Raw genomic sequence first — 23,748 nt, forward strand, 5'->3', positions numbered from 1 at the left:
TATGTGTGGCCGGGATAAGTGCTGAAAGCATCTAAGCACGAAGCCCCCCTCAAGATGAGATTTCCCATTGCGCAAGCAAGTAAGATCCCTCAAAGACGATGAGGTAGATAGGTTCGGGGTGGAAGCGTGGCGACACGTGCAGCTGACGAATACTAATCGATCGAGGACTTAACCAACACGTTGTTTTCACCTGTCGCATATCCAGTTTTGAGGGCGCAAGCACTCAAAAAAATAGTCCAGTGATGATGGCAAAGAGGCCACACCCGTTCCCATCCCGAACACGGAAGTTAAGCTCTTTTGCGCCGATGGTAGTTGGGGGTTTCCCCCTGTGAGAGTAGGACATTGCTGGGCCAAGTAAAAAAAGCCGTTGCCGGTATTTCCGGTGGCGGCTTTTTTGTGTTTATTCGCGATAGTTGTTGTGTATAAGAACAAAAATATCTTCACTGCTGTTTCGGACTAAGGAGAAATGGTCGACATTGTCATGTCCATGAAGTGTTCGGTTATGATGTGCAATAATTTCTTCTCCCTTTAGTATCAGTGAATCGGTTTTCGAATGGCCACCTTGAATTAACGTGACGTCAAATTTATTAATAGTGGCAGTTCTGACAGCTGTGTCGATGCAGAATTCTGTCTTACATCCCATAATGACTATGTGTTTAATATGCTGATTCTGTAAAAATTTCAGCAAGGGGGTTTGATAAAAAGCATTGGTCGCTTTTTTATCAAATATTGCGGCAGGGTTAGAAGAGTCAATGTCCGGATGAATTTGAAAACCTGGACCCTGGCCTTCTGCTACATCCAGGTCACGTATGAAGACAATGGGAACGGAAGTTGTTTTCGCTTTGCTGATTACATCATTTATTGCCTGAATCAACTGTTGCTTATTCACAATTTCCGGCTCGGACGGGGTTCCATCAATAAGGGCCTGCTGGGCATCAATTATGATAAGTGCCTGAGTCACCTGTAACTCCCCTTTACTAAAGAATGGATTTGCAGCTTTTATTTAAATAAATAGTTCGTATCTTTTATTAAAAATCCTTTTTATAAGAATGATTTCCTTCTATATAATGGAAATCTGACATTCTCTGTCTTGCATTCATTATTAATATCTACTAGTATGAGACATGGAACTTTAGAAGCGAGTAAGAAAGGGTGCAAAAAGTGGATTTTAATCCGTGGTTGATGATTCTTATTATTTTCTCTATTAATGTTGTATATGTTGCGTTTTTGACAATACGTATGATTTTGACGCTGAAAGGCTATCGTTATAGCGCTGCAATGGTAAGTGTGGTGGAAACGGTTATTTATATAGTGGGATTAGGACTGGTTTTGGATAATTTGGATCAAATTCAAAATTTGATTGCTTATGCGATTGGTTTTGGTACAGGCGTTATTGTAGGATCGAAGATTGAAGAGAAATTGGCACTCGGCTACATTACGGTAAACGTTATTACTAGTGATGTTAATCAATTGCTTCCGGCAAAACTGCGGGAAAAAGGATATGGAGTTACTGACTGGGTTGCCAACGGGATGGAAGGCGGGCGCCAGTCGATGCAAATTTTGACGCCGCGTAAAATGGAGCTTCAATTATATGCAACGATTCAAGAACTGGATCCGAAAGCTTTTATCATTGCCTATGAGCCAAAAACGATTCATGGCGGTTTCTGGGTGAAACAAGTACGGAAAGGGAAGTTGTTTAAATGAGTAAAAAAACTGTCTGGTTTGAGGTTGCCGAAAATGAAACCATGGATGCCTGCTTGGAAAGAATGAAACAGGCTGGTTATATGGCAGTTGGCCGGAAAGAAGAGCCTTTGTTTGAAGAGGTTGAAGGGAAGCCGGTTCCAATTCGGCAAATTGTAAAATTTAAAGGAACAAAAATGGAGTAATAATGGTTAAAACCTTATTAAAACCGAACAATGGAATATGCAAATAAGTAATCGTTCGACTTTATTGTTGACTCACTCTTTCTATCTTGTTATGATAATTGAGGATACCCCATATATGCAGAGGAATTGGCTTCTGCGTTTCTACCAAGACACCGGAATGTCTGGACTATGCGGGAAAGCAACTTAATGGATACGTGGCGAAAAATGGGCTTATTTGCGGCATCATTTACTAATTCGTCTTATTAAAAAGTCCTTAAGTAAACTGCTTTTCACGTAATGTGAACAGTTTACTTGAGGACTTTTATTTGTTTTAAAGGAGAGATTTTGAAATGAATCCACGAATCGGCGTGATAATGGGAAGTTCAAGTGATTGGGAAACAATGAAACATGCATGTGACGTATTGGATGAACTGGGAATCGCTTATGAAAAGAAAGTAATTTCCGCTCATCGGACTCCGGAATTGATGTTTTCTTATGCAGAAGAAGCGAGAGAAAGAGGATTGCATGTCATCATTGCAGGTGCAGGCGGGGCTGCTCATTTACCTGGAATGGTAGCAGCGAAAACAACCCTTCCGGTCATTGGCGTTCCTGTCCAATCAAAAGCGCTGAACGGATTAGATTCATTGTTATCCATCGTGCAGATGCCTGGCGGAGTTCCTGTCGCTACCGTAGCAATTGGCAAAGCTGGAGCCATTAATGCAGGCCTTCTTGCTGCCCAGATTCTCGGCACAACAGACACACAGGCTGCCCAGGCATTGCAGACAAGAAGAGATCGAACGCACGCTGAAGTCTTAACTAGTACAGGTGATTTAATATGACAAAAATGATTTTGCCCGGACAAACGATTGGCATCATTGGCGGAGGGCAGCTCGGGCGCATGATGGCACTGGCAGCTAAAGAAGCAGGTTTTAAAATTGCGGTTTTGGATCCGTCAATGGATTCACCGACCGGCCAAGTGGCTGATGTTCAAATCGTAGCGCCTTATAATGATATGCATGCACTTGAAGAGTTGGCTGAAGCGAGTGACGTCATCACATATGAATTTGAAAATATAGATGTGGAAGGTTTGGAAAAGCTGACTCAAATTGCTTATGTTCCGCAAGGATCCGAATTGATCCGGATTACACAGGACCGCATTTTTGAGAAGCAGGCAATTTCGGAAGCAGGCGTACCGATTGCGGATTATTTCACGGCATCGTCTTATCAAGAACTGGAAAAAAAGAGTGCTGAATTATCTTTTCCTTTCGTCGTAAAGACGGCAAGAGGCGGCTATGACGGCAAGGGACAGCAGATGGTGAAGTCGAAAGAAGAGCTGCCGCTTGCAGAACCGCTTTTCCAGAATGGCGATTGTGTTGCGGAGGCATTCGTTGAATTCACAAAAGAAATTTCCGTTATTATTCAGCGCAATGTCCACGGCGAAATGACAATCCTGCCGATCGGGGAGAATATCCATAGAGACCATATTCTACACCAAACCATCGTACCCGCACCGGTAAAGGAAGCGACGATCCAACAGGCAAAAGAAGCGGCAGAGAAAATCGCTGGCCACTTGAACATGGTTGGAACTTTGGCAGTGGAAATGTTCGTTCTGGAGAATGGGCGGATTATTGTAAACGAACTTGCACCCCGTCCCCATAATTCAGGGCATTATTCAATAGAAGGAACAAATATCTCCCAATTCCATCAGCACGTAAGAGCCATTTGCGGATGGCCGCTAAGAGCACCGAAATTATGGGCGGATACGGTCATGGTGAATATTCTCGGGGAGCATGTAGCCCCGTTGACCTCGAAAATTTCGCAATACCCGAACTGGTCGGTTCATTTATACGGCAAAGACGAAGCCAAGCATAAACGCAAAATGGGCCATGTTACAATATTAACGGAAGACCTGAAAAGGACTTTAACAGAAATCGACGAATCCGGCATCTGGCCGGAATAATTGGAGGAACTTGAATTATGATCGCACGTTACACACGACCTGAAATGGGCGCAATTTGGACAGATGAAAACCGCTACAACGCTTGGCTGGAAGTGGAAATTTTAGCATGTGAAGCATGGGCTGAAATTGGGGATATTCCAAAAGAGGATGTTGCGAAAATCCGCCAGAACGCTTCCTTTTCAGTAGACCGCATTCTGGAAATTGAAGAAGAAACCCGCCACGATGTGGTGGCGTTCACACGGGCCGTATCGGAAACGCTCGGCGAAGAACGCAAATGGGTGCATTACGGCCTGACTTCTACAGATGTGGTGGATACGGCGTTATCGTATTTGATCAAACAAGCGAATGAAATTATCCGCAAAGATCTAAACAACTTCATCGAAGTTTTGGCAAATAAAGCCAAAGAACATAAAATGACAGTGATGATGGGCCGTACACACGGCGTCCATGCAGAGCCGACAACATTCGGTTTGAAACTGGCCCTGTGGCATGAAGAAATGAAACGCAACCTGGAGCGTTTTGAAGCAGCTGCAACGACTATTGAAACAGGCAAAATGTCAGGTGCTGTCGGCACATACGCAAATATTGACCCGTTCGTTGAAGCGTATGTCTGCAAACAGCTGGGGCTTGCTGCTTCACCGATTTCGACTCAAACTTTGCAGCGCGACCGCCATGCGCAGTATATGAGCACACTGGCACTTATTGCGACATCGATCGAGAAGTTCGCGACAGAAATCCGCGGCTTGCAAAAATCGGAAACACGCGAAGTGGAAGAGTTTTTTGCAAAAGGGCAAAAAGGATCATCGGCGATGCCGCATAAGCGCAACCCGATCGGTTCTGAAAACATGACTGGCCTTGCACGCTTGATCCGCGGATACATGGTCACTTCTTATGAAAACGTCTCGCTTTGGCACGAACGCGACATATCGCATTCGTCAGCAGAGCGCGTGATTTTGCCGGATGCGACGATTGCATTGAACTATATGCTGAACCGTTTCTCGAATATCGTGAAAAACTTGACGGTCTTCCCGGAGAACATGAAGCGCAACATGGATTCGACTTTAGGGTTGATTTATTCCCAGCGTGTGCTTTTGGCTTTGATCGACAAAGGCATGGCACGTGAAGCGGCTTACGATACGGTGCAGCCTTGCGCGATGGAAGCGTGGGAAAACCAGACACATTTCCGTAAAATTGTGGAAGCGAATGACACGATCACTTCTCAATTGTCTAAAGAAGAACTGGACGATTGCTTTGACTATAACCATCACTTGCAGCAAGTGGACATGATTTTCAACCGACTTGGATTAAACTAAACGGGGGCTCTGAACATGGAAAAAGGTCAGCTATTGTACGAAGGAAAGGCAAAACGCTTATATGCAACGGACGAACAAGATATTTTATGGGTGGAATACAAAGACTCTGCAACAGCCTTCAACGGTGAGAAGAAAGCCGAAATCGCCGGCAAAGGCATGCTGAACAATAAAATTACCTCATTGATTTTCGAAAGATTGCAGGGAGCGGGCATTGCTTCCCATTTCGTTAAACAATTGTCTGACCATGAACAGCTAGTCCGGCAGGTAGCGATCATTCCGGTCGAAGTAGTGACCCGGAATATCGTGGCCGGCAGTATGGCCAAGCGCCTCGGTTTGGAAGAAGGAACGGTCCTGAAGCGTCCGATCGTTGAATTTTACTATAAAGACGATGCACTGGGAGATCCGATCATTACAGAAGATCATATTGAAATGCTTGAACTGGCAACTACAGAAGAAGTTCAGGAACTGCGTGAAAAAGCGTTGACGGTCAATGAAGTCCTAATTGGATTCTTCAAAGAAGTGGGCGTAGATCTGGTGGACTTTAAGATTGAATTTGGCCGTGACCATGAAGGGCGTATCTTGCTGGCAGACGAAATCTCGCCGGATACTTGCCGTCTATGGGATGCCAAAACGAAACAGAAACTAGATAAAGATGTATTTCGCCGGGACCTCGGCAATTTAACGGATGCGTACGAACTCATTTTAGCTAAACTGGGAGGACAACATTCATGAAAAAAGTAAAAATCTACGTCACTTTGCGCGAAAGCGTATTGGATCCGCAAGGGTCTGCAGTAATGGGATCTCTTCATAAAATGGGCTACGCGGAAGTTGAAGATGTCCGGATCGGCAAATACTTGGAACTGATGATTTCAGACGATGCACGTGATGTTGATGCACTTGTAAATGAAATGTGCCAAAAGTTATTGACGAACACGGTGATTGAAGATTACCGTTTCGAAATTGAGGAGGCTGTCTCGCAATGAAATTCGCAGTAATCGTATTTCCTGGATCCAATTGTGACTTGGATATGTACCACGCGGTCAAGGATGAACTTGGTGAAGAAGCAGAGTACGTTTGGCACGATTCAACAGATTTGAGCGGTTACGACGGAATTTTATTGCCGGGCGGATTTTCGTATGGCGATTACTTGCGCTGCGGCGCGATTGCCCAATCTTCTGCCGTAATGGATGAAGTGAAAAAAGCGGTGGAAGCAGGCAAGCCGGTTCTCGGCATCTGCAACGGTTTTCAGATTTTGACGGAAGCAGGCCTGCTTCCTGGCGTTTTGCTCCGCAACAAGAACTTGAAGTTCATGTGCAAGACAGTTGGCTTGAAAGTTGAAAATGCCAACACGCTGTTTACCAATGAATATTCAGAAGGCCAGGAAATCCAGATTCCGATCGCACACGGCGAAGGGAACTACTATTGCGATGATGCGACTTACGAACAGCTGAAACAAAACAATCAAATCGTCTTTTCTTATGCGGATGACTTTAATGGCAGCCGCAACAACATAGCAGGAATCGTCAATGAACGTGGCAATGTGCTTGGCATGATGCCGCATCCCGAACGCGCAGTGTCCGAATTGATCGGCGGAAGCGACGGCTTGGCATTATTCAAATCAATCGTGAAACAGTGGAGGGAAGCAAATGTCAGTCATGCTTGAGCCAAATACTGAGCAAATCAAAGAGCAGAAAATCTATCAGCAAATGGGATTGTCGGATGCAGAGTTTGCGATGGTGGAAAACATTTTAGGCAGAACACCAAATTACACCGAAACGGGTTTGTTCTCGGTCATGTGGTCCGAGCATTGTTCGTATAAAAACTCCAAACCGGTCCTTTCGAAATTCCCGACAAAAGCACCTCGTGTCCTTCAAGGGCCAGGCGAAGGCGCTGGGATTGTCGATATCGGAGACGGCCAGGCAGTGGTCTTTAAGATGGAATCCCATAACCACCCATCAGCGATTGAGCCTTATCAAGGCGCAGCGACAGGAGTCGGCGGTATTATCCGCGACGTTTTCTCAATGGGCGCACGCCCGATTGCGATGCTGAACTCGCTCCGCTTTGGCGAGCTGACAACACCGCGTGTGAAATACCTGTTTGAAGAAGTGGTGGCCGGGATCGCAGGATACGGCAACTGCATCGGCATTCCGACAGTCGGCGGCGAAGTGCAGTTTGACGATTCCTACGATGGCAATCCACTCGTCAATGCGATGTGCGTCGGATTGATCGACCATAAGGACATTCAAAAAGGAATCGCTTCAGGAGTCGGCAACCCGGTGATGTACGTCGGCGCAAAAACAGGGCGCGACGGCATCCACGGCGCGACATTTGCTTCGGAAGAATTGACGGAATCATCGGGAGATAACCGCCCGGCGGTGCAAGTTGGAGATCCATTCATGGAAAAACTCTTGCTTGAAGCGTGTTTGGAACTTGTGAAATCCGATGCACTTGTCGGCATCCAGGACATGGGTGCGGCAGGGCTGACTTCTTCTTCAGCTGAAATGGCTTCAAAAGCCGGTTCCGGCATTGAAATGGATCTGGACCATGTGCCGCAGCGCGAAACGGGCATGACGGCTTACGAAATGATGTTATCCGAATCTCAGGAACGCATGCTGATTGTCGTGAAAAAAGGGCGCGAACCTGAAATCGTGGAGCTATTCGAAAAGTACGGATTAGACGCCGTGACAGTCGGTACCGTAACGGACGATTCGACTCTGCGTTTATTGCATAAAGGCGAAGTGGTGGCAGAAGTGCCGGTTGATGCATTGGCAGAAGATGCACCGGTTTACCACAAACCTTCCAGTGTACCTGCTTATTTTAATGAGTATCAGCAAATGGACAACGCCGAACCGAAAGTGGAAAACTACGGCGAAACGCTGACGGCTTTATTGAAACAGCCGACCATCGCTTCGAAGGAATGGGTTTACGACCAATACGACCACCAGGTGCGCACGAGCACAGTCGTGAGTCCTGGCTCGGATGCAGCAGTCATCCGCGTGCGCGGCACGAACAAAGGCCTCGCAATGACGACAGATTGCAACTCCCGCTATATCTATCTGGATCCGGAAACCGGCGGAAAAATCGCCGTAGCGGAAGCTGCGCGCAATGTAGTAGTATCCGGTGCTAAACCATTGGCTATTACAGACTGCCTGAACTTCGGAAATCCGGAAAAGCCGGAAATCTTCTGGCAGCTGGAAAAAGCGGCAGACGGCATGTCTGAAGCCTGTACGATTCTTGATGCACCCGTAATTGGCGGCAACGTCTCTTTATATAATGAAACAAACGGCACCGCGATTTACCCGACGCCGACCATCGGTTTGGTTGGGTTAGTGGAAGACCTATCCCATGTGACAACCCAGGATGCGAAAAAAGCCGGGGATTTTGTGTACTTGATCGGCGAAAGCTTTACCGAATTCGGCGGCAGTGAACTTCAGAAAATGGTCGAAGGACGTATTTTCGGAAAAGCGCCTGCCATTGATTTAGCTGTTGAAGCGAAGCGCCAGGAGCAGATCTTGTCAGCTATCCAGAGCGGTCTAGTGGCATCTGCACATGACGTGGCAGAAGGCGGCGTTGCCGTCGCACTTGCAGAAAAAGCATTCGGAAACGGACTGGGAATCGATGTAACGCTTTCCGGTTCTGCAACTACGGCTCTTTTCAGCGAATCACAGTCACGCTTTATCATCACCGTATCTCCGGAACATGCAGCAGCGTTTGAACAAGCCGTCACGGATGCCAAACGAATTGGCACAGTCACCGACACACAAGACTTAGTGATAAGAAGTGAAGACGGTGCGGTTTGGATCAATGATTCAGTCGAAACGCTTCGCTCAGCCTGGAAAGGAGCTATCCCATGCTTGCTGAAATCAGAAGCTTAAATGAAGAATGCGGCATCTTTGGAATTTGGGGCCACGCGAATGCGACTCAGCTCACCTATTATGGATTGCACGCTTTGCAGCACAGAGGCCAGGAAGGCGCAGGGATTGTTTCGACGGATAAAAATTACTTGAAAGCGTTAAAAGGCGAGGGCATGGTCAGTGAAGTGTTTACGCCGGAGAAAATCGATGCTATTGCCGGCACCGGTGCTATCGGACATGTCCGATATGCAACAGCCGGCGGCAGCGGCATTGAAAATGTGCAGCCGCTGCTCTTCAATTCTACAACCGGGAGCCTGGCGATTTCGCATAACGGCAACTTGGTGAATGCCAATAGCTTGAAAAGCCATCTGGAACGGCAAGGGAGCATTTTCCAAACCACTTCGGATACGGAAGTGCTGGCGCACCTGATCAAGCGGAGCGGCTATGCGACATTTGAAGAACAGGCCAAAAATGCCTTATCGCTATTAAAAGGTGCATTTGCCTGTTTGATTTTGAAAGAAGAGGCGATGTATGTCGCGCTTGACCCGAACGGCCTGCGCCCCTTGTCTCTTGGGAAGCTCGGCGATGCCTGGGTCGTAGCATCCGAAACTTGTGCGTTTGACATCATCGGAGCGGAATTTGTCCGCTCGGTTGAACCGGGTGAGTTTTTGGTGATTACTGACGAGGGCCTGCGGGCTGAACGTTTCGCTTATCCGCAGGAACGCTCGATCTGCACGATGGAATATGTCTACTTTTCGCGTCCGGATTCGGATATTGACGGCATTAATGTACACGCAGCACGAAAACGCCTCGGTAAACAGCTGGCAAAAGAAATACAGATCGACGCAGATGTCGTGACAGGTGTGCCCGATTCAAGCATCTCGGCAGCAATCGGCTTCTCGGAAGAAAGCGGCATTCCTTACGAACTGGGCCTGATCAAAAACCGCTACGTTGGCCGGACTTTTATCCAGCCTTCGCAGGACCTTCGGGAGCAAGGCGTTAAAATGAAATTGTCGCCGGTGCGCCAAGTGGTAAAAGGCAAGCGCGTCATCATGGTCGATGATTCCATCGTCCGCGGGACGACTTCCCGGCGCATCGTCAATTTGCTGAAAGAAGCGGGAGCGACGGAAGTCCATGTGGTCATCAGTTCGCCGCCTATCAAGAGCCCGTGTTTTTACGGCATTGATATCTCCACTTCAGGGGAACTGATTGCAGCGAACAATACGGTAGAAGAAATGCGTGAAATCATCGGCGCCGACTCGTTGACGTTTTTGTCAGTGGACGGCATGGTGCAAAATATCGGCCGTACTGATCCAGGTTCCAACTGCGGACATTGTTTAGGCTGTTTTACCGGCGAATATCCGACCCATATTTATCCGGATACGGTATTGCCGCATGAAAAAGAGAAAGTGAAATAAGGGGGAACCGGTGTGTCAAAAGCATATGAAAAGGCAGGAGTGAATATCGAAGCAGGCTACGAAGCGGTAAACCGCATGAAATCACATGTGGAACGGACAGCACGCAAAGGCATGTTGGGTGCATTCGGCGGCTTCGGCGGCATGTTTGATTTATCCGAGCTGAACTTGAAAGAACCGGTTCTTGTTTCCGGAACGGACGGAGTCGGAACGAAATTGAAATTGGCTTTTATGGCAGACCGCCACGACACCATCGGCATTGACTGTGTGGCGATGTGCGTCAACGATATCGTAGCGCAAGGTGCAGAGCCCCTGTTTTTCCTTGACTATATTGCAGTCGGCAAAGCGGTTCCGGAGAAAATCGAGGGGATTGTCAAAGGCGTTGCGGACGGCTGCGTACAGGCCGGAGCAGCATTAATCGGCGGCGAAACAGCCGAAATGCCGGGGCTGTATGAAGTGGAAGAATACGATATTGCCGGATTTGCCGTAGGCGCAGCGGAGAAATCCCGCATTGTCACCGGCGAAAAAATCCGGCAAGGCGATGTTTTGATCGGCCTTGCTTCAAGCGGCATTCATTCGAATGGCTATTCGCTTGTCCGCAATATTGTTTTTGACCAGAACCATTTCCAGCTTGACGAGATCATTGAAGGCTTTGAAGACCTCGGTCCGCTCGGCAACGAATTGCTGACGCCGACGAAAATCTATGCGAAAACCGTAGCAGCAATCTCCAAGGAGACAGGAGTCCATGGCATGGCTCATGTCACAGGCGGCGGCTTTATCGAAAACTTGCCGCGCATGATGCCTGAAGGCTTGGGGGCTGAAATTGAGCTCGGCGCTTGGCCCGTTTTGCGCATTTTTGAAATGCTGAAAGAAAAAGGTTCATTGACAGACCGCGACATGTTTTCGGTATTCAATACCGGAATCGGCTTTGTGCTGGCAGTGGCTCCGGAAGATGTTAAGCAAGTATTGGCATCGGCTGAAGCAAGCGGTGAACAAGCTTATGTGATTGGCAAAGTTTCTGCCAAAGCCGGTGTGCAATTCAAAGGTGAACAGGATGGAACTCTCGATGAATAATAAACCCAAAATTGCCGTTTTCGCTTCTGGAAACGGCTCTAATTTTCAAGCGATTGCGGATGCAGTTCAAGCAGGGCAGCTGGAAGCGGAATTGGCACTTGTTGTAACGGACCGGCCGTCTGCTTTTGTCGTGGAACGGGCAAAGGACGCAGGCATCGCTTCTTTTGCTTTTGTCCCGAAAGAATACGATTCGAAGCAATTATATGAAGAGATGCTGAAAGAAAAACTGCAACAATTAGGTGTAGAATGGATTGTGCTGGCCGGCTATATGCGGCTGATTGGATCTGTGCTCCTGGAAGCGTATGAAAACCGGATCATCAACATTCATCCTTCCGTTTTGCCTGCTTTTCCGGGGAAAGATGCCATTGGGCAAACGATGGCTTCAGGAGCAGAAACAGCGGGCGTCACCGTGCATTACGTCGATGCCGGCATGGATACAGGACAGATCATCGCCCAGCAATCCTTTGCCGTAAACGGACGGGACCGGGAAGCTGTCGAACAAGAAATCCATGCGATTGAACATCAGTTGTATCCTGCAACTTTGCAGCGATTATTAAACCAGTAGTACACATCTGCAGTATTTTATAGGAGGACTTAACGTGAGAAAAAGAGCTTTGCTAAGTGTATCGGATAAATCAGGCATTTTGGAGTTTGCGCAAGAACTGGAAAAAATGGACTATGAAATCTTGTCGACAGGCGGCACAAAACGCTTTTTGGAAGAAAACGGCGTTTCGATTACTGCCGTTGATGAAATCACGAAATTCCCCGAAATCCTGGGCGGACGTGTTAAAACCCTGCATCCTTTAGTCCACGGCGGCCTTTTGGCAAAACATGATGATGCCCAGCATCAAAGTGAAATGGCTGAAAACGGCATATCCCCGATTGATATTGTTTGCGTCAACTTGTATCCGTTCCGCGAAACCATTTCAAAACCTGATGTCTCGGTTGAAGATGCCATCGAAAACATTGATATCGGCGGTCCAACCATGCTTCGTTCTGCAGCCAAAAACCATGCGTACGTCACGGTTATTGTTGATTCTGAAGACTACGCAATTGTCACCAGTGAATTGCGTGATCAAAACGCTACAACTCCTGAAACAAGACGCCGTTTAGCAGCAAAAGTTTTCCGCCATACTGCAGCTTACGACTCTTACATCTCCAATTACTTAACCGATTTGACCGGTGAAGAATACCCGGATCAATTGACTCTTACATATGAATTGCAGCAGCCGCTGCGCTACGGCGAAAACCCGCATCAAAAAGCGGCATTTTACCGCAGCCCGCTTGGCTCAGACTTTTCAATTGCGAGTGCTGAGCAATTGCATGGCAAGGAATTGTCGTACAACAATATCCAGGATGCAAATGCAGCACTTCAAATCATCAAGGAATTCAAGATGCCCGCAGCAGTTGCGGTCAAGCATATGAATCCTTGCGGCGTCGGAACGGGAGAAACGATCTCCGCTGCTTTCGCGAAAGCTTACGAAGCAGATGCCACTTCGATTTTCGGCGGCATTGTGGCATTGAACAAGGAAGTCGATGCGGAAACTGCAGAACAATTGGCTGGTATTTTCCTTGAAATCGTTATTGCACCCGCATTTTCAAAAGAAGCGCTGGAAAAATTGACGCAGAAGAAAAATATCCGCTTGTTGACGATTCCGTTTGACGGCACTAAAAAAGACAAATGGAATACAGTGACTGTTGAAGGCGGATTGCTTGTACAAGAGCCCGACACTTATGGCTATGAGGATGCAGAAATCCAAGTGGCGACAGATCGTCAGCCGACTGACGCAGAGCTCGAAGCGTTGAAACTTGGCTGGAGTGTAGTCAAACATGTTAAATCCAACGCCATTGTCGTTTCTAATTCAGATATGACCTTAGGGATTGGCGCAGGCCAGATGAACCGCGTCGGTTCGGCAAAAATTGCGCTGGAGCAAGCCGGAGAACGTGCGGCAGGCGCCATCATGGCGTCAGATGCCTTTTTCCCGATGTCCGATACGGTCGAAGCTGCTGCCAAAGCCGGCATCAAAGCGATTATTCAGCCGGGTGGGTCGAAAAAAGACCAGGAATCAATCGATATGGCCAATGCACACGGCATTGCAATGGTCTTCACAGGCGTTCGCCATTTCAAACACTAAGCGAGGTGCAGTTGGATGAAAGTAATGGTTATTGGAAGAGGCGGAAGAGAACACGCCATCGCACGCCAATTTTCACAGTCGGCTTCGGTTGAACAAGTTTATGCAGCTCCGGGCAACGATGGAATGGCAGAGGATGCAACGGTCACAGCAATCGATGAAATGGATTTTTCGGCATTAGCCGATTTTGCGGAGCAGCAAAACATTGATTTCACCTTTGTTGGACCTGAACAGCCACTGGCTGGTGGCATCGTCGATTTTTTTGAAGAACGCGGATTGCGAATTTTTGGGCCATCGAAAGCGGCAGCCCAGATTGAAGGCAGCAAAGCGTTTGCTAAGGAATTGATGAAAAAATACGACATTCCGACAGCAGCCTACGAAACATTTACCGAAACCGAACCAGCTATTGAATTTATCCGCAAGCACGGTGCGCCGATTGTCATTAAAGCGGATGGACTGGCTGCAGGCAAAGGGGTTGTGGTGGCGGCATCCGAAGGAGAAGCGATTTCTGCAGTCAAAGACATGCTCGATGGCCAGAAATTCGGCGACTCCGGGTCGCGTGTGGTTATAGAAGAATTTCTGGACGGAGAAGAATTTTCATTCATGTCTTTTGTCCAGGACGGCCAGATTTACCCGATGGTGATTTCACAAGACCATAAACGGGCATATGACGGGGACCGTGGTCCGAATACCGGCGGCATGGGCGCCTATTCGCCAGTGCCCCAAATCTCTGAAACTGTGGTGAAAGAGACATATGCCAAAATTGTGGTGCCGGCCGTCGAAGCGATGGCAGCTGAAGGAACGCCGTTCAACGGCATCTTGTATGCCGGCATCATTTTAACGGACAAAGGCCCGAAAGTGATTGAATTTAATGCACGTTTCGGCGACCCCGAAACCCAAGTAGTCCTGCCGCGCATGCAATCGGATTTCGGAATATTTATGGATAGCTTGCTGAAAGGGAAGCCATTTGAACTTGAATGGAATGACCAGGCGGTATTAGGTGTTGTCATAGCAGCGGAAGGCTATCCGGAAAACGTCGAAAAAGGCTTGCTGCTGCCAGATCTTCGGCGGCTGGATGGCGTTGAAATAACGCATGCCGGAACGAAACGGATTGATTCCGGCTACGCTGGAAACGGCGGGCGGGTCTTGTTGGTTGCTGCAGCAGGCACAAGCATCGCACAAGCACAGGACAAAGTATATGAACAGCTGAATAAGCTCCGGTGGACTGGGTTTTTTTACCGGTCGGACATCGGATGGCGTGCAAAGTAATTTTTTGTGTGTTATAATAAGTTTTATCAAATGGCGTAGATTTCGAAAGAAAATACGCCATTTTTTGTTTTATCCTTTGAAAAAAAGGGTATAAGAAAAAAGTTGAGGCTTGAAACATCCGCTATTACCTCCCTGTACACTCCAGAACGATTTAGCTATCCCAAGCTAAGAAAACTAAAATGATTTTCCAAAATTGAAAGGGGCAAAATGAATGAATTGGTACGAAAAATTAAATCAGTATTTCCCGGTAGAAGAAATGAAATCAAAAGAGCATATGGAGACTTTGCTGAAAGAAAAGAGCGATGTTTACCATAAAGATGAAGGGCCGTACCATGTCTTAATGTATGCAGAATTCGACAACTTTTCTTTTGTGGATTATCTATTTGTTTCAAAAGAATCGCGCGGCATGGGGCTTGGCAAAAAGACTTTGCAAATGCTGAAAGATAAAAAGAAACCGATCATCCTTGAAGTGGAGCCGGTAAACTACGAAGACACGGATACTGAAAAACGCCTCCGTTTCTACGCACGTGAAGGCTTTGAACATGCATCTTCAATCGGCTATTGCCGCCGCTCTCTTGCAACCGGTGAGGAAAACTCAATGGAGATCCTCTATTGGGCTCCGAACGGCGAAAGCGAAGAAGAGATCTTCGAAGCAATGAAGAAAATGTATGAAGACATCCACACCTACAAAGATACTCATTTTTATGGAGAATCGTACGATGGCGTCAATAAAGTCCTCACTTTCGAAGAAGGAAGCAAAGAAGACGTATTGGAACCATTCTCAAATCCAGTTTCAAACTAAAGCAAATCCACGCGCAAGCGTGGATTTTTTGTGTCTGCTTCATAAAAACCACTTCTTATATTTGACAGTCTTATCTGTATTTTCAACCTATATTATGCTACGATATTATCTATAAGAGAAGAGAGAGAAGGTGCCGGCAATTGGTAAACCCGTTATGGAGAAACAACGAAATAAGACAGCAAATGAAGGTAATTACGAAAGAAGCATCGCCGGATCTTGTTCTGACGAATGCAACCTATTTACATGGCATATTCAAAAAATGGATGACCGGAAACATCTGGATCAAGGATGACCGCATTGTTTACGCTGGACAAGAAATGCCGAAAATCGGCGAAGATACGGAAGTTGCAGACATGACCGGCAAATTTATTGTGCCCGGATACATAGAACCTCATGTTCACCCTTACCAGTTGTACAATCCGCAGACATTTGCTGATTACGCAGCGCAAGGCGGAACCACGACGTTCCTGTCGGACAACCTGACTTTGTTTTTAGCATTGGAAAACGAGAAAGCGTTTTCATTGCTGGATGAACTGCGAAAGCTGCCTTTCAATTTTTATTGGTGGACCCGCTTTGATTCGCAGACGGAAATGAATAACGAAGACCATTTATTCACATCCAAGTCAGTCGGAGAATGGCTGGACCGTCCGGACGTCCTGTTAGGCGGCGAATTGACAGGCTGGCCAAAGTTGATGGCAGGCGATGATCAAATGCTGTACTGGATCCAAAAAGCGAAATTGGGCCTGAAAAAAATCGAAGGCCATTTCCCAGGGGCTTCTGAAAAGACTTTGGCTCGCATGCGGCTCCTTGGAGCAGACGGAGACCACGAAGCGATGACGGTTGAAGAAGTGGAAATGCGCTTGCTGCACGGCTACGGCGTGACGCTTCGCCACTCTTCCATCCGCCCGGATTTGCCGAGCTTGCTCAAAGGCATTGTCGAACGTGAGTTGAATGTATTCGATAAGCTGATGATGACTACGGATGGCTCCACTCCTGGTTTCCATCAGGACGGAGTCATGGATTTGTGCATCCAAATTGCACTGGATGCAGGAGTGCCGCCGATTGATGCTTATATGATGGCGTCTTATAATGTGGCCCGTTACTACAATGTAACGAACCTGCATGGTTTGATTGCCACAGGACGCATGGCAAACTTGAATATCCTGGATGATATTGAAAATCCAGTGCCGTCCGGCGTTATTTCAAAAGGCGTCTGGCTGAAGAAAAACGGTGAAAAAGTATATACGCTTCCAACAATCGACTGGTCGGTTATGCCGGAGCTCGATATGAAATTTGACTTGACGGAAGACGATTTCCAGTTCTCCATGCCTTTCGGAATCGAAATGGTCAACGACGTGATTACAAAACCTTATTCAGTCAATGTCGATACCCACGACGGCAATTTATCCAAGTCCCATGACGAAAGCTTTATGATGCTGGTCGACCGGAACGGGAAATGGCGCGTCAATACATTGATCAAAGGCTTTGCCGCAGGAGTCAGCGGATTTGCTTCTTCGTATACCAATACAGGGGACATCATCTTAATCGGCAAAAGCCGGCGGGATATGTGGGCCGCTTTTGAAGAACTGAAACGCATCAAAGGGGGCATCGTCTTAATCGAAGACGGAGAAAATGTCTGCACGCTGCCGCTGCCAATAGGCGGGGGGATGTCCGATCTGCCGATGGAGCAATTGATCCCGCAGGAGGCGGCTTTGAAAGATGCGCTGAAAGAGCGCGGCTATAAGCATGGCGACGCCGTGTATACGCTGTTGTTCCTGCAGGCCACCCATCTGCCATATGTCCGGATTACGCAAAAAGGGATTTATGATGTCATGAACAAAAAGATTCTGTTCCCGGCATTTATGCGCTGAGAAATGGCTGCAGCTTTAGAATAGCCATATTATTTTTCTCTGCTCGACTAAAGTGCTAAACTAGTGAAACAGGCTTCTAAATTAAATGTCTTATACTGGGCATGGAGAAGCGAGCTTCTTCATGCCTTTGACATGGGATGAGCCAGCTCAGGAAGAGAAAGGAAAGGACGGTGAAGCTGCATGCAGGTGGATAAAATCCGAGGGCCGCAAACAGACCAATTGATTGAAGCAATTTTGGCGCTGAAAGACAAAGAAGAAGCTTATCGTTTTTTCGATGATCTTTGCACGATCAGTGAAATCCAATCATTGTCGCAGCGTTTGGAAGTGGCGCATATGCTGAGAATGAAAAAAACATATGAAAAAATAAAAAATGAAACCGGTGCGAGTACAGCCACGATTTCGCGCGTGCGCCGCTGCCTGAATTATGGCAACGACGGCTACGATGAAATGCTGGGACGTCTGTATCCAGACGAAAAACCGTTTCAACTGCCAAAAGACTGAACAAAAGAGTTGCCGCACATATTTAAGGCTGTCGAGAAACCTTGACAGCCTTACTTATTCCGCTTCAGGCGGACGCTTTTCGCGGGCTCGCGCCGGCTTCGCTTTCCCGCAGAAAAGGCATTGGCCGAAGCCTGCGAGGGCAAGCCTTTGCGACGAAGCTAGCGGAGCGATGCAGGAGCAGTGGTTTTTCGCCGCCTTCCGCTTTATTCCATTTTCTTTCTTCTTTACAAGGTTCCGCTTGAAAAGAGAGAATAAAGTGAAGCACCCTGCGGTTTCTTGCTTTGTCTAGATATGGAGCAAAACAGCGGAGACTCCCGCGGGACAGCGCAGTGCCGAAATCCACTCGGCTGCCAGGCCGAGTTAGTTCGGCGCAAGCCCGCAGGAAAGACATTGGGCGAAGCCTGCGAGCCCAAGTCTTTGCGACGAAGCTAGCGCAGCGATGCAGGAGCATATGTTTTCAGCGGAGCTGTTTTGCGGAATATCGAGGATATTCTAAGGAGAATTTTTGCTATAACTTTCTTAACAAGCTGAAAAGAGTTGCTGCAAATTTACTGCGGCAACTCTTTTCCGATGAATCCAGCAAAGCATTTTAGAGCAGGGTTCTGTATGAAAAAGAGGGGCTAGCCGACAAGTTGCGTAGTAGACTTATCGGTTGGCCCCGTTTTTTTGTTATAATGAAGTGATGAAAAAAGAACCAAGGTTAGGTGGATGATTGTGGACTTTCAAACATGGCGTCATGTCTTTAAATTAGATCCGGCGAAAGCCATTTCGGATGAACAGTTGGAACGAATTTGCGAATCTGGGACCGATGCCATCTTGATTGGCGGAAGCGATAATGTCACACTCGACAATGTCCTTGATTTAATGGCGCGGGTACGCCGCTACACGGTGCCTGTTGTGCTGGAAGTATCGACGATTGAAGCGGTAACGCCGGGTTTTGATTTTTATTTCATTCCGACCGTTTTAAACAGTGACAATCCCTTATGGGTCAAAGGCCTTCACCATGAAGCCATCCGGGAATACGGAGATATTATGGACTGGGAAGAATTGATTCCGGAAGGGTATTGCATTTTGAACCCCGATTGCAAAGCGGCAGAACTGACGCAGGCCAAAACGCATATCACAATAGATGATGTGGTGGCATATGCGAGAATGGCGGAACATTTTTTCCGGCTGCCGATTTTTTATATGGAATACAGCGGTACATACGGAGATGCCGGCTGGGTCCGGGATGTCCATGAAGTGCTGGACAATACCCGTTTGTTTTATGGAGGCGGCATCGATTCGCCGGAAAAGGCGAAAGAAATGGCCGCCATTGCTGATACAATCGTCGTCGGCAACTTGATTTATGAAAATATCGAAAATGCGATGGCAACCGTACAGGCGGTTGCGGAAACGGATAACAAATCGCTATAATAAAAAGAACAGATGTTCGAGGTGGTGCACAATGGAAATCATTACAAAGAATTTATTAAAAGGGATGAACCCTGAACAAGAACAGGCAGTGAAAGCGACAGATGGCCCGTTGCTGATCATGGCAGGTGCCGGATCAGGGAAAACACGTGTGCTGACGCATCGCATCGCTTATTTGGTGTTGGAGAAAGAAGTTTACCCTTCCAATATTTTGGCAATTACATTTACGAACAAAGCCGCACGCGAAATGCGCAGCCGGATTGATGGACTGCTTGGGCACGGGACAGGCGAACGCATGTGGGTGTCGACATTCCACTCGATGTGCGTCCGCATTTTGCGCCGGGATATCGACCGGCTCGGGTTCTCCAAGAACTTCTCGATTTTGGATACGACTGATCAGTTGACTGTCATCAAGAATGTCCTGAAACAGCTCGACCTGGATCCGAAAAAATACGAACCGCGTACAATGCTGAACGCTATTTCTTCATCGAAAAACGAATGCATCAGCGCGACGGAATTTGCAGCGAATATGAATCCGCATAACCCGTATGAAAAAACGGTGGCGGATGTCTATGCCGCTTACGAAAAGCGCTTGAAAAAGAACCAGTCGCTCGATTTTGACGATTTGATCATGACGACGCTGACTTTGTTCAACACGGTGCCGGAAGTATTGGAGTTTTACCAGAACAAATTCCATTATATCCACGTGGATGAATACCAGGATACGAACAATGCCCAATACCAGCTCGTCCAAAAATTAGCGAGCAAATTCAAGAACATCTGCGTTGTCGGGGATTCCGATCAGTCGATCTACCGCTGGCGCGGAGCGGATATCACGAATATCCTGTCGTTTGAAAAAGATTACCCGAATGCCAAAGTCATCATGCTGGAGCAGAACTACCGCTCGACCAAACGGATTCTGCAGGCAGCCAACGATGTCATCAAGAAAAATAAGAGCCGTTATCCGAAAGAACTGCGCACTGATAATGCAGACGGCCCGGCAATCACCCTTCATAAAGCGGGAGATGAACGCCAGGAGGCGCAGTATGTGGTTCAGACCATCCAGAAGCTGATGCAAGAAGAGGGCTACAAAACCTCGGACTTTGCGATTCTTTACCGCACCAATGCCCAATCGCGGGTACTTGAGGAAATGTTCGTCAAATCGAATATGTCGTATACGATTGTCGGCGGGACGAAATTCTATGACCGCAAAGAGATCAAGGACTTGCTGGCTTATTTGCGCTTGATCGCCAACAACGACGACGACTTGTCGTTGGCACGAGTCATCAATGAACCGAAACGCGGCATCGGCGCCACTTCGTTTGAACGTATGGCCCGTTTTGCCATCGAGCAGGACCGCACCATCATGGACGCCCTGCAGGAAGTGGACTTTATGGGGCTGACGCCGAAAACGGCGCAGACGGCCCTCGAATTCCGCAATATGATCAATGGCTTTACGCAAATGCAGGAATATTTGTCGGTGACCGAATTGGTTGAGGAAGTCTTGAAGAAATCAGGCTACAAGCATATGCTGCAAATCGACAAAACGATCGAAGGCGAAAGCCGCCTGGAAAACTTGAACGAGTTCCTATCGGTCACCCAGGCGTTTGAAAAGCAAAGCGACGACAAATCATTGGTCGCTTTCTTGACGGATTTGGCGTTAATTTCGGATATCGACTCTGTCGATGACGAAGAAGATGCGGACGGACCGATCATTTTGATGACGATGCACGCCGCAAAAGGGCTTGAATTCCCTGTCGTCTTCATCATCGGGCTCGAGGAAAACGTCTTCCCGCATTCCCGTTCAAACAACGATGACGATGAATTGGAGGAAGAACGCCGATTGGCATACGTCGGCATCACGCGGGCCGAACAGCGCCTCTATTTGACGCATGCTTCGTCCCGGACCTTGTTCGGCAAGAGCAACTACAATATGCCTTCCCGTTTCATCAACGAAATATCGGAAGAGCTGATTGAACAATCAACACCGGTTTACCGTGCTGGGGCAGCGACCAGCTACAGACAGGCGCCAAGACGGGCAGCTGTCAGCCGTCCAGCTTATGAGCCGTCAGGCGGCGACAAACTTGGATGGCGCTCAGGCGACCGGGCAAAACATAAAAAATGGGGCACGGGAACAGTGGTCAGCGTCAAAGGCGAAGGCGAACAAACTGAACTCGACATTGCTTTTCCAAGCCCTGTTGGCATCAAACGGCTATTGGCGAAATTTGCGCCGATCGAAAAAGAATAATCGGGAGGAAACCAAATGGACCGCATACAAGCAGAGCAACGCGTTACTGAGTTAAACGAACAACTTCGAGGATATGGCCACGCCTATTACGTGCTCGACAAACCGGCTGTTCCCGACTCTGTTTACGATCAATTGATGAATGAATTAATCGAACTCGAGACTTTGTATCCCGATTTGATTTTCCCCGACTCACCGACACAGCGGGTTGGCGGCACACCGATTTCCAACTTTGACAAAGTGACGCATGCTTTGCCGATGCTCAGTTTATCGAACGTTTTCAACGAAGAAGATATACGCGATTTTGACCGCCGGGTGCGAAGCGGCGCCGGTGACAGTATTGAATATGTTTGCGAACTGAAAATCGACGGGCTTGCGGTATCCCTGATTTATGAAAACGGCCAGTTTGTCCGGGGAGCGACCCGGGGAGATGGCCGTGTAGGGGAAGACATTACCGTTAACCTTCGCACAGTGCGCACCATTCCTTTGAAACTCCGAAAGGCTGAATCTTTGGAAGTACGCGGGGAAGTATTCATGCCGAAAAAATCGTTCCATGCATTAAATGCAGAACGCGGGGAGCGCGGCGAAGAGTTGTTTGCCAATCCAAGAAACGCGGCTGCCGGATCGTTGCGCCAGCTGGATCCCAAAATTGCAGCGAGCCGGAACTTGGATGTCTTTATATATGGCATCGGCGGAGACGCCGAATCGCATGGATTGAGCGAACACGAAGAAACGCTGCAGTTTATCGAAGCTCTCGGATTTAAGACGAACAACGAACGCCAAGTATGCCGGAGCGTTGAGGAAGTGTTGGCTTATATAGAGAAATGGACAGAGCAGCGTGCAGACTTATCTTATGAAATTGATGGCATCGTCATCAAAGTAAACCGCTATTTGCAGCAGCAGGAACTCGGTTTTACAGCGAAAAGCCCGAAATGGGCAACTGCTTATAAATTCCCGGCAGAAGAAGTGATGACCACTGTCCGCGACATTGAACTCAGCGTCGGCCGCACAGGCGTCGTGACACCGACTGCCATCCTTGATCCGGTATCGGTAGCGGGCACAACCGTTCAACGTGCTTCACTTCACAATGAAGACTTGATCCGCGAAAAAGACATCCGCATCGGCGACAAAGTCATCATCCGGAAAGCCGGAGATATTATTCCGGAAGTCGTATCTGCGCTGATTGAACAGCGCTCAGGTGATGAATTGCCATTTGAAATGCCGGAGAATTGCCCGGCCTGCGGAAGTGAATTGATCCGGATCGAAGGGGAAGTGGCGCTTCGCTGCGTCAATCCGCAATGCCCGGCCCAAATTACCGAAGGGTTGATCCATTTTGTATCGCGCAATGCGATGAATATCGAAGGGCTCGGAGAAAAAGTGATCGAGCAGCTATACCGGGAAGGCTTGATTGCCGATATTTCGGATATCTACAAGCTGACAAAAGAGCAATTGCTGAATCTGGACCGGATGGGCGAAAAATCCGCATCCAATTTGATTGCCGCAATTGACGCTTCGCGCAGCAATTCGATGGAGCGCTTATTGTTCGGCCTTGGCATCCGCCATGTTGGCGAACGGGGCGCCCGGATTTTATCCGAGCATTTCGGCAGCATAGAAAAATTGATGGCTGCCACTTTTGATGAACTCATCAATATCCATGAAATCGGCGGGAAAATGGCCGATTCGATTGTGGCGTATTTTGAAACAGAAGAAGTTCAGCAATTGATGCAACGTTTAGCGGAAGCAAACGTCAATTTAACTTATACAGGGACACGCGTTCGAGTTGAAGAAGGCGCAAATGCCTTTGCCGGCAAGAAAATCGTTTTGACCGGAAAACTTGAAAAACTGACGCGCGGCGAAGCACAGTCACAGATTGAAGCGCTGGGCGGAAAAGTATCCGGCAGTGTCAGCAAGAAAACGGATCTGGTCATCGCAGGCGAAGAAGCCGGTTCAAAACTGGCGAAGGCGTTGGAACTGAAAGTGGACGTTTGGAACGAAGAACGTCTCATTGAAGAATTGAGTAAATGAGGAGATTTG

The 23,748-nt window shown here is 47.8% G+C and carries 21 protein-coding genes, 2 rRNA genes and 1 riboswitch; of the genes, 22 read left to right on the forward strand and 1 reads right to left on the reverse strand.

Going from position 1 to position 23,748, the window contains the following annotated elements; translation table 11 throughout:
* Together HU147_RS16175 and rrf are read left to right on the forward strand one after the other, a co-directional pair.
* Positions 1–176: ribosomal RNA gene (locus HU147_RS16175) — 23S ribosomal RNA — on the forward strand; the annotation flags it as partial.
* A 59-nt stretch (positions 177–235) separates the two neighbouring features.
* A 5S ribosomal RNA gene (rrf, locus tag HU147_RS16180) occupies positions 236–351 on the forward strand.
* A gap of 49 nt (positions 352–400) precedes the next feature.
* Here the strand turns inward: rrf and HU147_RS16185 are convergent.
* Positions 401–961 (reverse strand): isochorismatase family protein, encoded by a 561-nt coding sequence (locus HU147_RS16185; RefSeq protein WP_224077192.1) that lies wholly within the window; start codon positions 959–961, stop codon positions 401–403.
* Positions 962–1,182: 221 nt separating this feature from the next.
* Between HU147_RS16185 and HU147_RS16190 the strand changes: the two genes are divergently transcribed.
* From HU147_RS16190 to ligA, 20 genes are all read left to right on the forward strand, one after another.
* Positions 1,183–1,704, forward strand: a complete 522-nt coding sequence (locus HU147_RS16190) for a DUF2179 domain-containing protein (protein ID WP_263427902.1) — start codon at positions 1,183–1,185, stop codon at positions 1,702–1,704.
* A complete protein-coding gene (locus tag HU147_RS16195) occupies positions 1,701–1,886 on the forward strand; it encodes an NETI motif-containing protein (protein WP_224077194.1) in 186 nt (61 codons plus the stop codon). Before HU147_RS16190 ends, HU147_RS16195 begins: the two co-directional genes overlap by 4 nt.
* 89 nt (positions 1,887–1,975) lie before the next feature.
* Positions 1,976–2,075: riboswitch (purine riboswitch) on the forward strand.
* A gap of 140 nt (positions 2,076–2,215) precedes the next feature.
* Entirely contained in the window at positions 2,216–2,704 is a 489-nt protein-coding gene (purE, locus tag HU147_RS16200) for a 5-(carboxyamino)imidazole ribonucleotide mutase (RefSeq protein ID WP_224077195.1), read from the forward strand.
* Positions 2,701–3,825 carry a 5-(carboxyamino)imidazole ribonucleotide synthase gene (gene purK / locus HU147_RS16205; RefSeq protein ID WP_224077196.1) on the forward strand — a complete coding sequence of 375 codons (1,125 nt, stop codon included), beginning with the start codon at positions 2,701–2,703 and terminating at the stop codon, positions 3,823–3,825. The genes purE and purK overlap by 4 nt, the downstream gene beginning before the upstream one ends.
* Positions 3,826–3,842: 17 nt before the next feature.
* Positions 3,843–5,138 (forward strand): adenylosuccinate lyase, encoded by a 1,296-nt coding sequence (gene purB / locus HU147_RS16210; RefSeq protein WP_224077197.1) that lies wholly within the window; start codon positions 3,843–3,845, stop codon positions 5,136–5,138.
* 15 nt (positions 5,139–5,153) lie between these two features.
* Positions 5,154–5,870, forward strand: coding sequence for a phosphoribosylaminoimidazolesuccinocarboxamide synthase (gene purC / locus HU147_RS16215; protein ID WP_224077198.1), 717 nt, complete (start codon positions 5,154–5,156; stop codon positions 5,868–5,870).
* Positions 5,867–6,121, forward strand: a complete 255-nt coding sequence (purS, locus tag HU147_RS16220; RefSeq protein ID WP_053166960.1) for a phosphoribosylformylglycinamidine synthase subunit PurS — start codon at positions 5,867–5,869, stop codon at positions 6,119–6,121. Before purC ends, purS begins: the two co-directional genes overlap by 4 nt.
* Positions 6,118–6,801: a phosphoribosylformylglycinamidine synthase subunit PurQ gene (purQ, locus tag HU147_RS16225; protein ID WP_053166959.1), complete on the forward strand. Its 684-nt coding sequence runs from the start codon at positions 6,118–6,120 to the stop codon at positions 6,799–6,801. Before purS ends, purQ begins: the two co-directional genes overlap by 4 nt.
* Positions 6,785–9,013: a phosphoribosylformylglycinamidine synthase subunit PurL gene (purL, locus tag HU147_RS16230; RefSeq protein ID WP_224077199.1), complete on the forward strand. Its 2,229-nt coding sequence runs from the start codon at positions 6,785–6,787 to the stop codon at positions 9,011–9,013. Before purQ ends, purL begins: the two co-directional genes overlap by 17 nt.
* Entirely contained in the window at positions 8,989–10,410 is a 1,422-nt protein-coding gene (gene purF, locus HU147_RS16235) for an amidophosphoribosyltransferase (protein WP_224077200.1), read from the forward strand. The genes purL and purF overlap by 25 nt, the downstream gene beginning before the upstream one ends.
* A 12-nt stretch (positions 10,411–10,422) precedes the next feature.
* The gene (purM, locus tag HU147_RS16240) at positions 10,423–11,481 is read left to right on the forward strand and encodes a phosphoribosylformylglycinamidine cyclo-ligase (protein ID WP_224077201.1); all 1,059 of its coding nucleotides are present in this window, start codon (positions 10,423–10,425) and stop codon (positions 11,479–11,481) included.
* The gene (gene purN / locus HU147_RS16245; protein ID WP_224077202.1) at positions 11,474–12,046 is read left to right on the forward strand and encodes a phosphoribosylglycinamide formyltransferase; all 573 of its coding nucleotides are present in this window, start codon (positions 11,474–11,476) and stop codon (positions 12,044–12,046) included. Before purM ends, purN begins: the two co-directional genes overlap by 8 nt.
* 34 nt (positions 12,047–12,080) lie before the next feature.
* The gene (gene purH / locus HU147_RS16250) at positions 12,081–13,616 is read left to right on the forward strand and encodes a bifunctional phosphoribosylaminoimidazolecarboxamide formyltransferase/IMP cyclohydrolase (RefSeq protein ID WP_224077203.1); all 1,536 of its coding nucleotides are present in this window, start codon (positions 12,081–12,083) and stop codon (positions 13,614–13,616) included.
* A 15-nt stretch (positions 13,617–13,631) separates the two neighbouring features.
* Positions 13,632–14,882 carry a phosphoribosylamine--glycine ligase gene (purD, locus tag HU147_RS16255; protein WP_224077204.1) on the forward strand — a complete coding sequence of 417 codons (1,251 nt, stop codon included), beginning with the start codon at positions 13,632–13,634 and terminating at the stop codon, positions 14,880–14,882.
* A 211-nt stretch (positions 14,883–15,093) separates the two neighbouring features.
* Positions 15,094–15,684 carry a GNAT family N-acetyltransferase gene (locus tag HU147_RS16260; RefSeq protein WP_224077205.1) on the forward strand — a complete coding sequence of 197 codons (591 nt, stop codon included), beginning with the start codon at positions 15,094–15,096 and terminating at the stop codon, positions 15,682–15,684.
* 182 nt (positions 15,685–15,866) lie between these two features.
* Positions 15,867–17,555, forward strand: a complete 1,689-nt coding sequence (locus tag HU147_RS16265) for an adenine deaminase C-terminal domain-containing protein (RefSeq protein WP_440137308.1) — start codon at positions 15,867–15,869, stop codon at positions 17,553–17,555.
* 180 nt (positions 17,556–17,735) lie between these two features.
* Positions 17,736–18,056, forward strand: a complete 321-nt coding sequence (locus HU147_RS16270; RefSeq protein ID WP_036805966.1) for a YerC/YecD family TrpR-related protein — start codon at positions 17,736–17,738, stop codon at positions 18,054–18,056.
* A gap of 714 nt (positions 18,057–18,770) precedes the next feature.
* The gene (locus HU147_RS16275) at positions 18,771–19,472 is read left to right on the forward strand and encodes a heptaprenylglyceryl phosphate synthase (protein WP_224077207.1); all 702 of its coding nucleotides are present in this window, start codon (positions 18,771–18,773) and stop codon (positions 19,470–19,472) included.
* Positions 19,473–19,503: 31 nt separating this feature from the next.
* Complete coding sequence (gene pcrA, locus HU147_RS16280; protein WP_224077208.1) at positions 19,504–21,717, forward strand: DNA helicase PcrA; 2,214 nt, start codon at positions 19,504–19,506, stop codon at positions 21,715–21,717.
* A gap of 15 nt (positions 21,718–21,732) precedes the next feature.
* Positions 21,733–23,739 carry an NAD-dependent DNA ligase LigA gene (gene ligA, locus HU147_RS16285; protein WP_224077209.1) on the forward strand — a complete coding sequence of 669 codons (2,007 nt, stop codon included), beginning with the start codon at positions 21,733–21,735 and terminating at the stop codon, positions 23,737–23,739.
* Positions 23,740–23,748: the final 9 nt, after the last annotated feature.

It is taken from the genome of Planococcus chinensis, assembly GCF_020071995.1.
GTDB classification, from domain to species: Bacteria; Bacillota; Bacilli; order Bacillales_A; family Planococcaceae; genus Planococcus; species Planococcus chinensis_A.

Bases quoted from the DNA above. Each gene is read 5' to 3' on its own strand.
- purB (WP_224077197.1), top strand. From the start codon at position 3,843: ATGATCGCACGTTACACACGACCTGAAATGGGCGCAATTTGGACAGAT.
- HU147_RS16265 (WP_440137308.1), top strand. From the start codon at position 15,867: ATGAAGGTAATTACGAAAGAAGCATCGCCGGATCTTGTTCTGACGAAT.
- purQ (WP_053166959.1), top strand. From the start codon at position 6,118: ATGAAATTCGCAGTAATCGTATTTCCTGGATCCAATTGTGACTTGGAT.
- HU147_RS16190 (WP_263427902.1), top strand. From the start codon at position 1,183: ATGATTCTTATTATTTTCTCTATTAATGTTGTATATGTTGCGTTTTTG.
- purL (WP_224077199.1), top strand. From the start codon at position 6,785: ATGTCAGTCATGCTTGAGCCAAATACTGAGCAAATCAAAGAGCAGAAA.
- purK (WP_224077196.1), top strand. From the start codon at position 2,701: ATGACAAAAATGATTTTGCCCGGACAAACGATTGGCATCATTGGCGGA.
- HU147_RS16195 (WP_224077194.1), top strand. From the start codon at position 1,701: ATGAGTAAAAAAACTGTCTGGTTTGAGGTTGCCGAAAATGAAACCATG.
- HU147_RS16270 (WP_036805966.1), top strand. From the start codon at position 17,736: ATGCAGGTGGATAAAATCCGAGGGCCGCAAACAGACCAATTGATTGAA.
- ligA (WP_224077209.1), top strand. From the start codon at position 21,733: ATGGACCGCATACAAGCAGAGCAACGCGTTACTGAGTTAAACGAACAA.
- HU147_RS16260 (WP_224077205.1), top strand. From the start codon at position 15,094: ATGAATTGGTACGAAAAATTAAATCAGTATTTCCCGGTAGAAGAAATG.
- pcrA (WP_224077208.1), top strand. From the start codon at position 19,504: ATGGAAATCATTACAAAGAATTTATTAAAAGGGATGAACCCTGAACAA.
- purS (WP_053166960.1), top strand. From the start codon at position 5,867: ATGAAAAAAGTAAAAATCTACGTCACTTTGCGCGAAAGCGTATTGGAT.
- purF (WP_224077200.1), top strand. From the start codon at position 8,989: ATGCTTGCTGAAATCAGAAGCTTAAATGAAGAATGCGGCATCTTTGGA.
- purD (WP_224077204.1), top strand. From the start codon at position 13,632: ATGAAAGTAATGGTTATTGGAAGAGGCGGAAGAGAACACGCCATCGCA.
- purC (WP_224077198.1), top strand. From the start codon at position 5,154: ATGGAAAAAGGTCAGCTATTGTACGAAGGAAAGGCAAAACGCTTATAT.
- purE (WP_224077195.1), top strand. From the start codon at position 2,216: ATGAATCCACGAATCGGCGTGATAATGGGAAGTTCAAGTGATTGGGAA.
- purN (WP_224077202.1), top strand. From the start codon at position 11,474: ATGAATAATAAACCCAAAATTGCCGTTTTCGCTTCTGGAAACGGCTCT.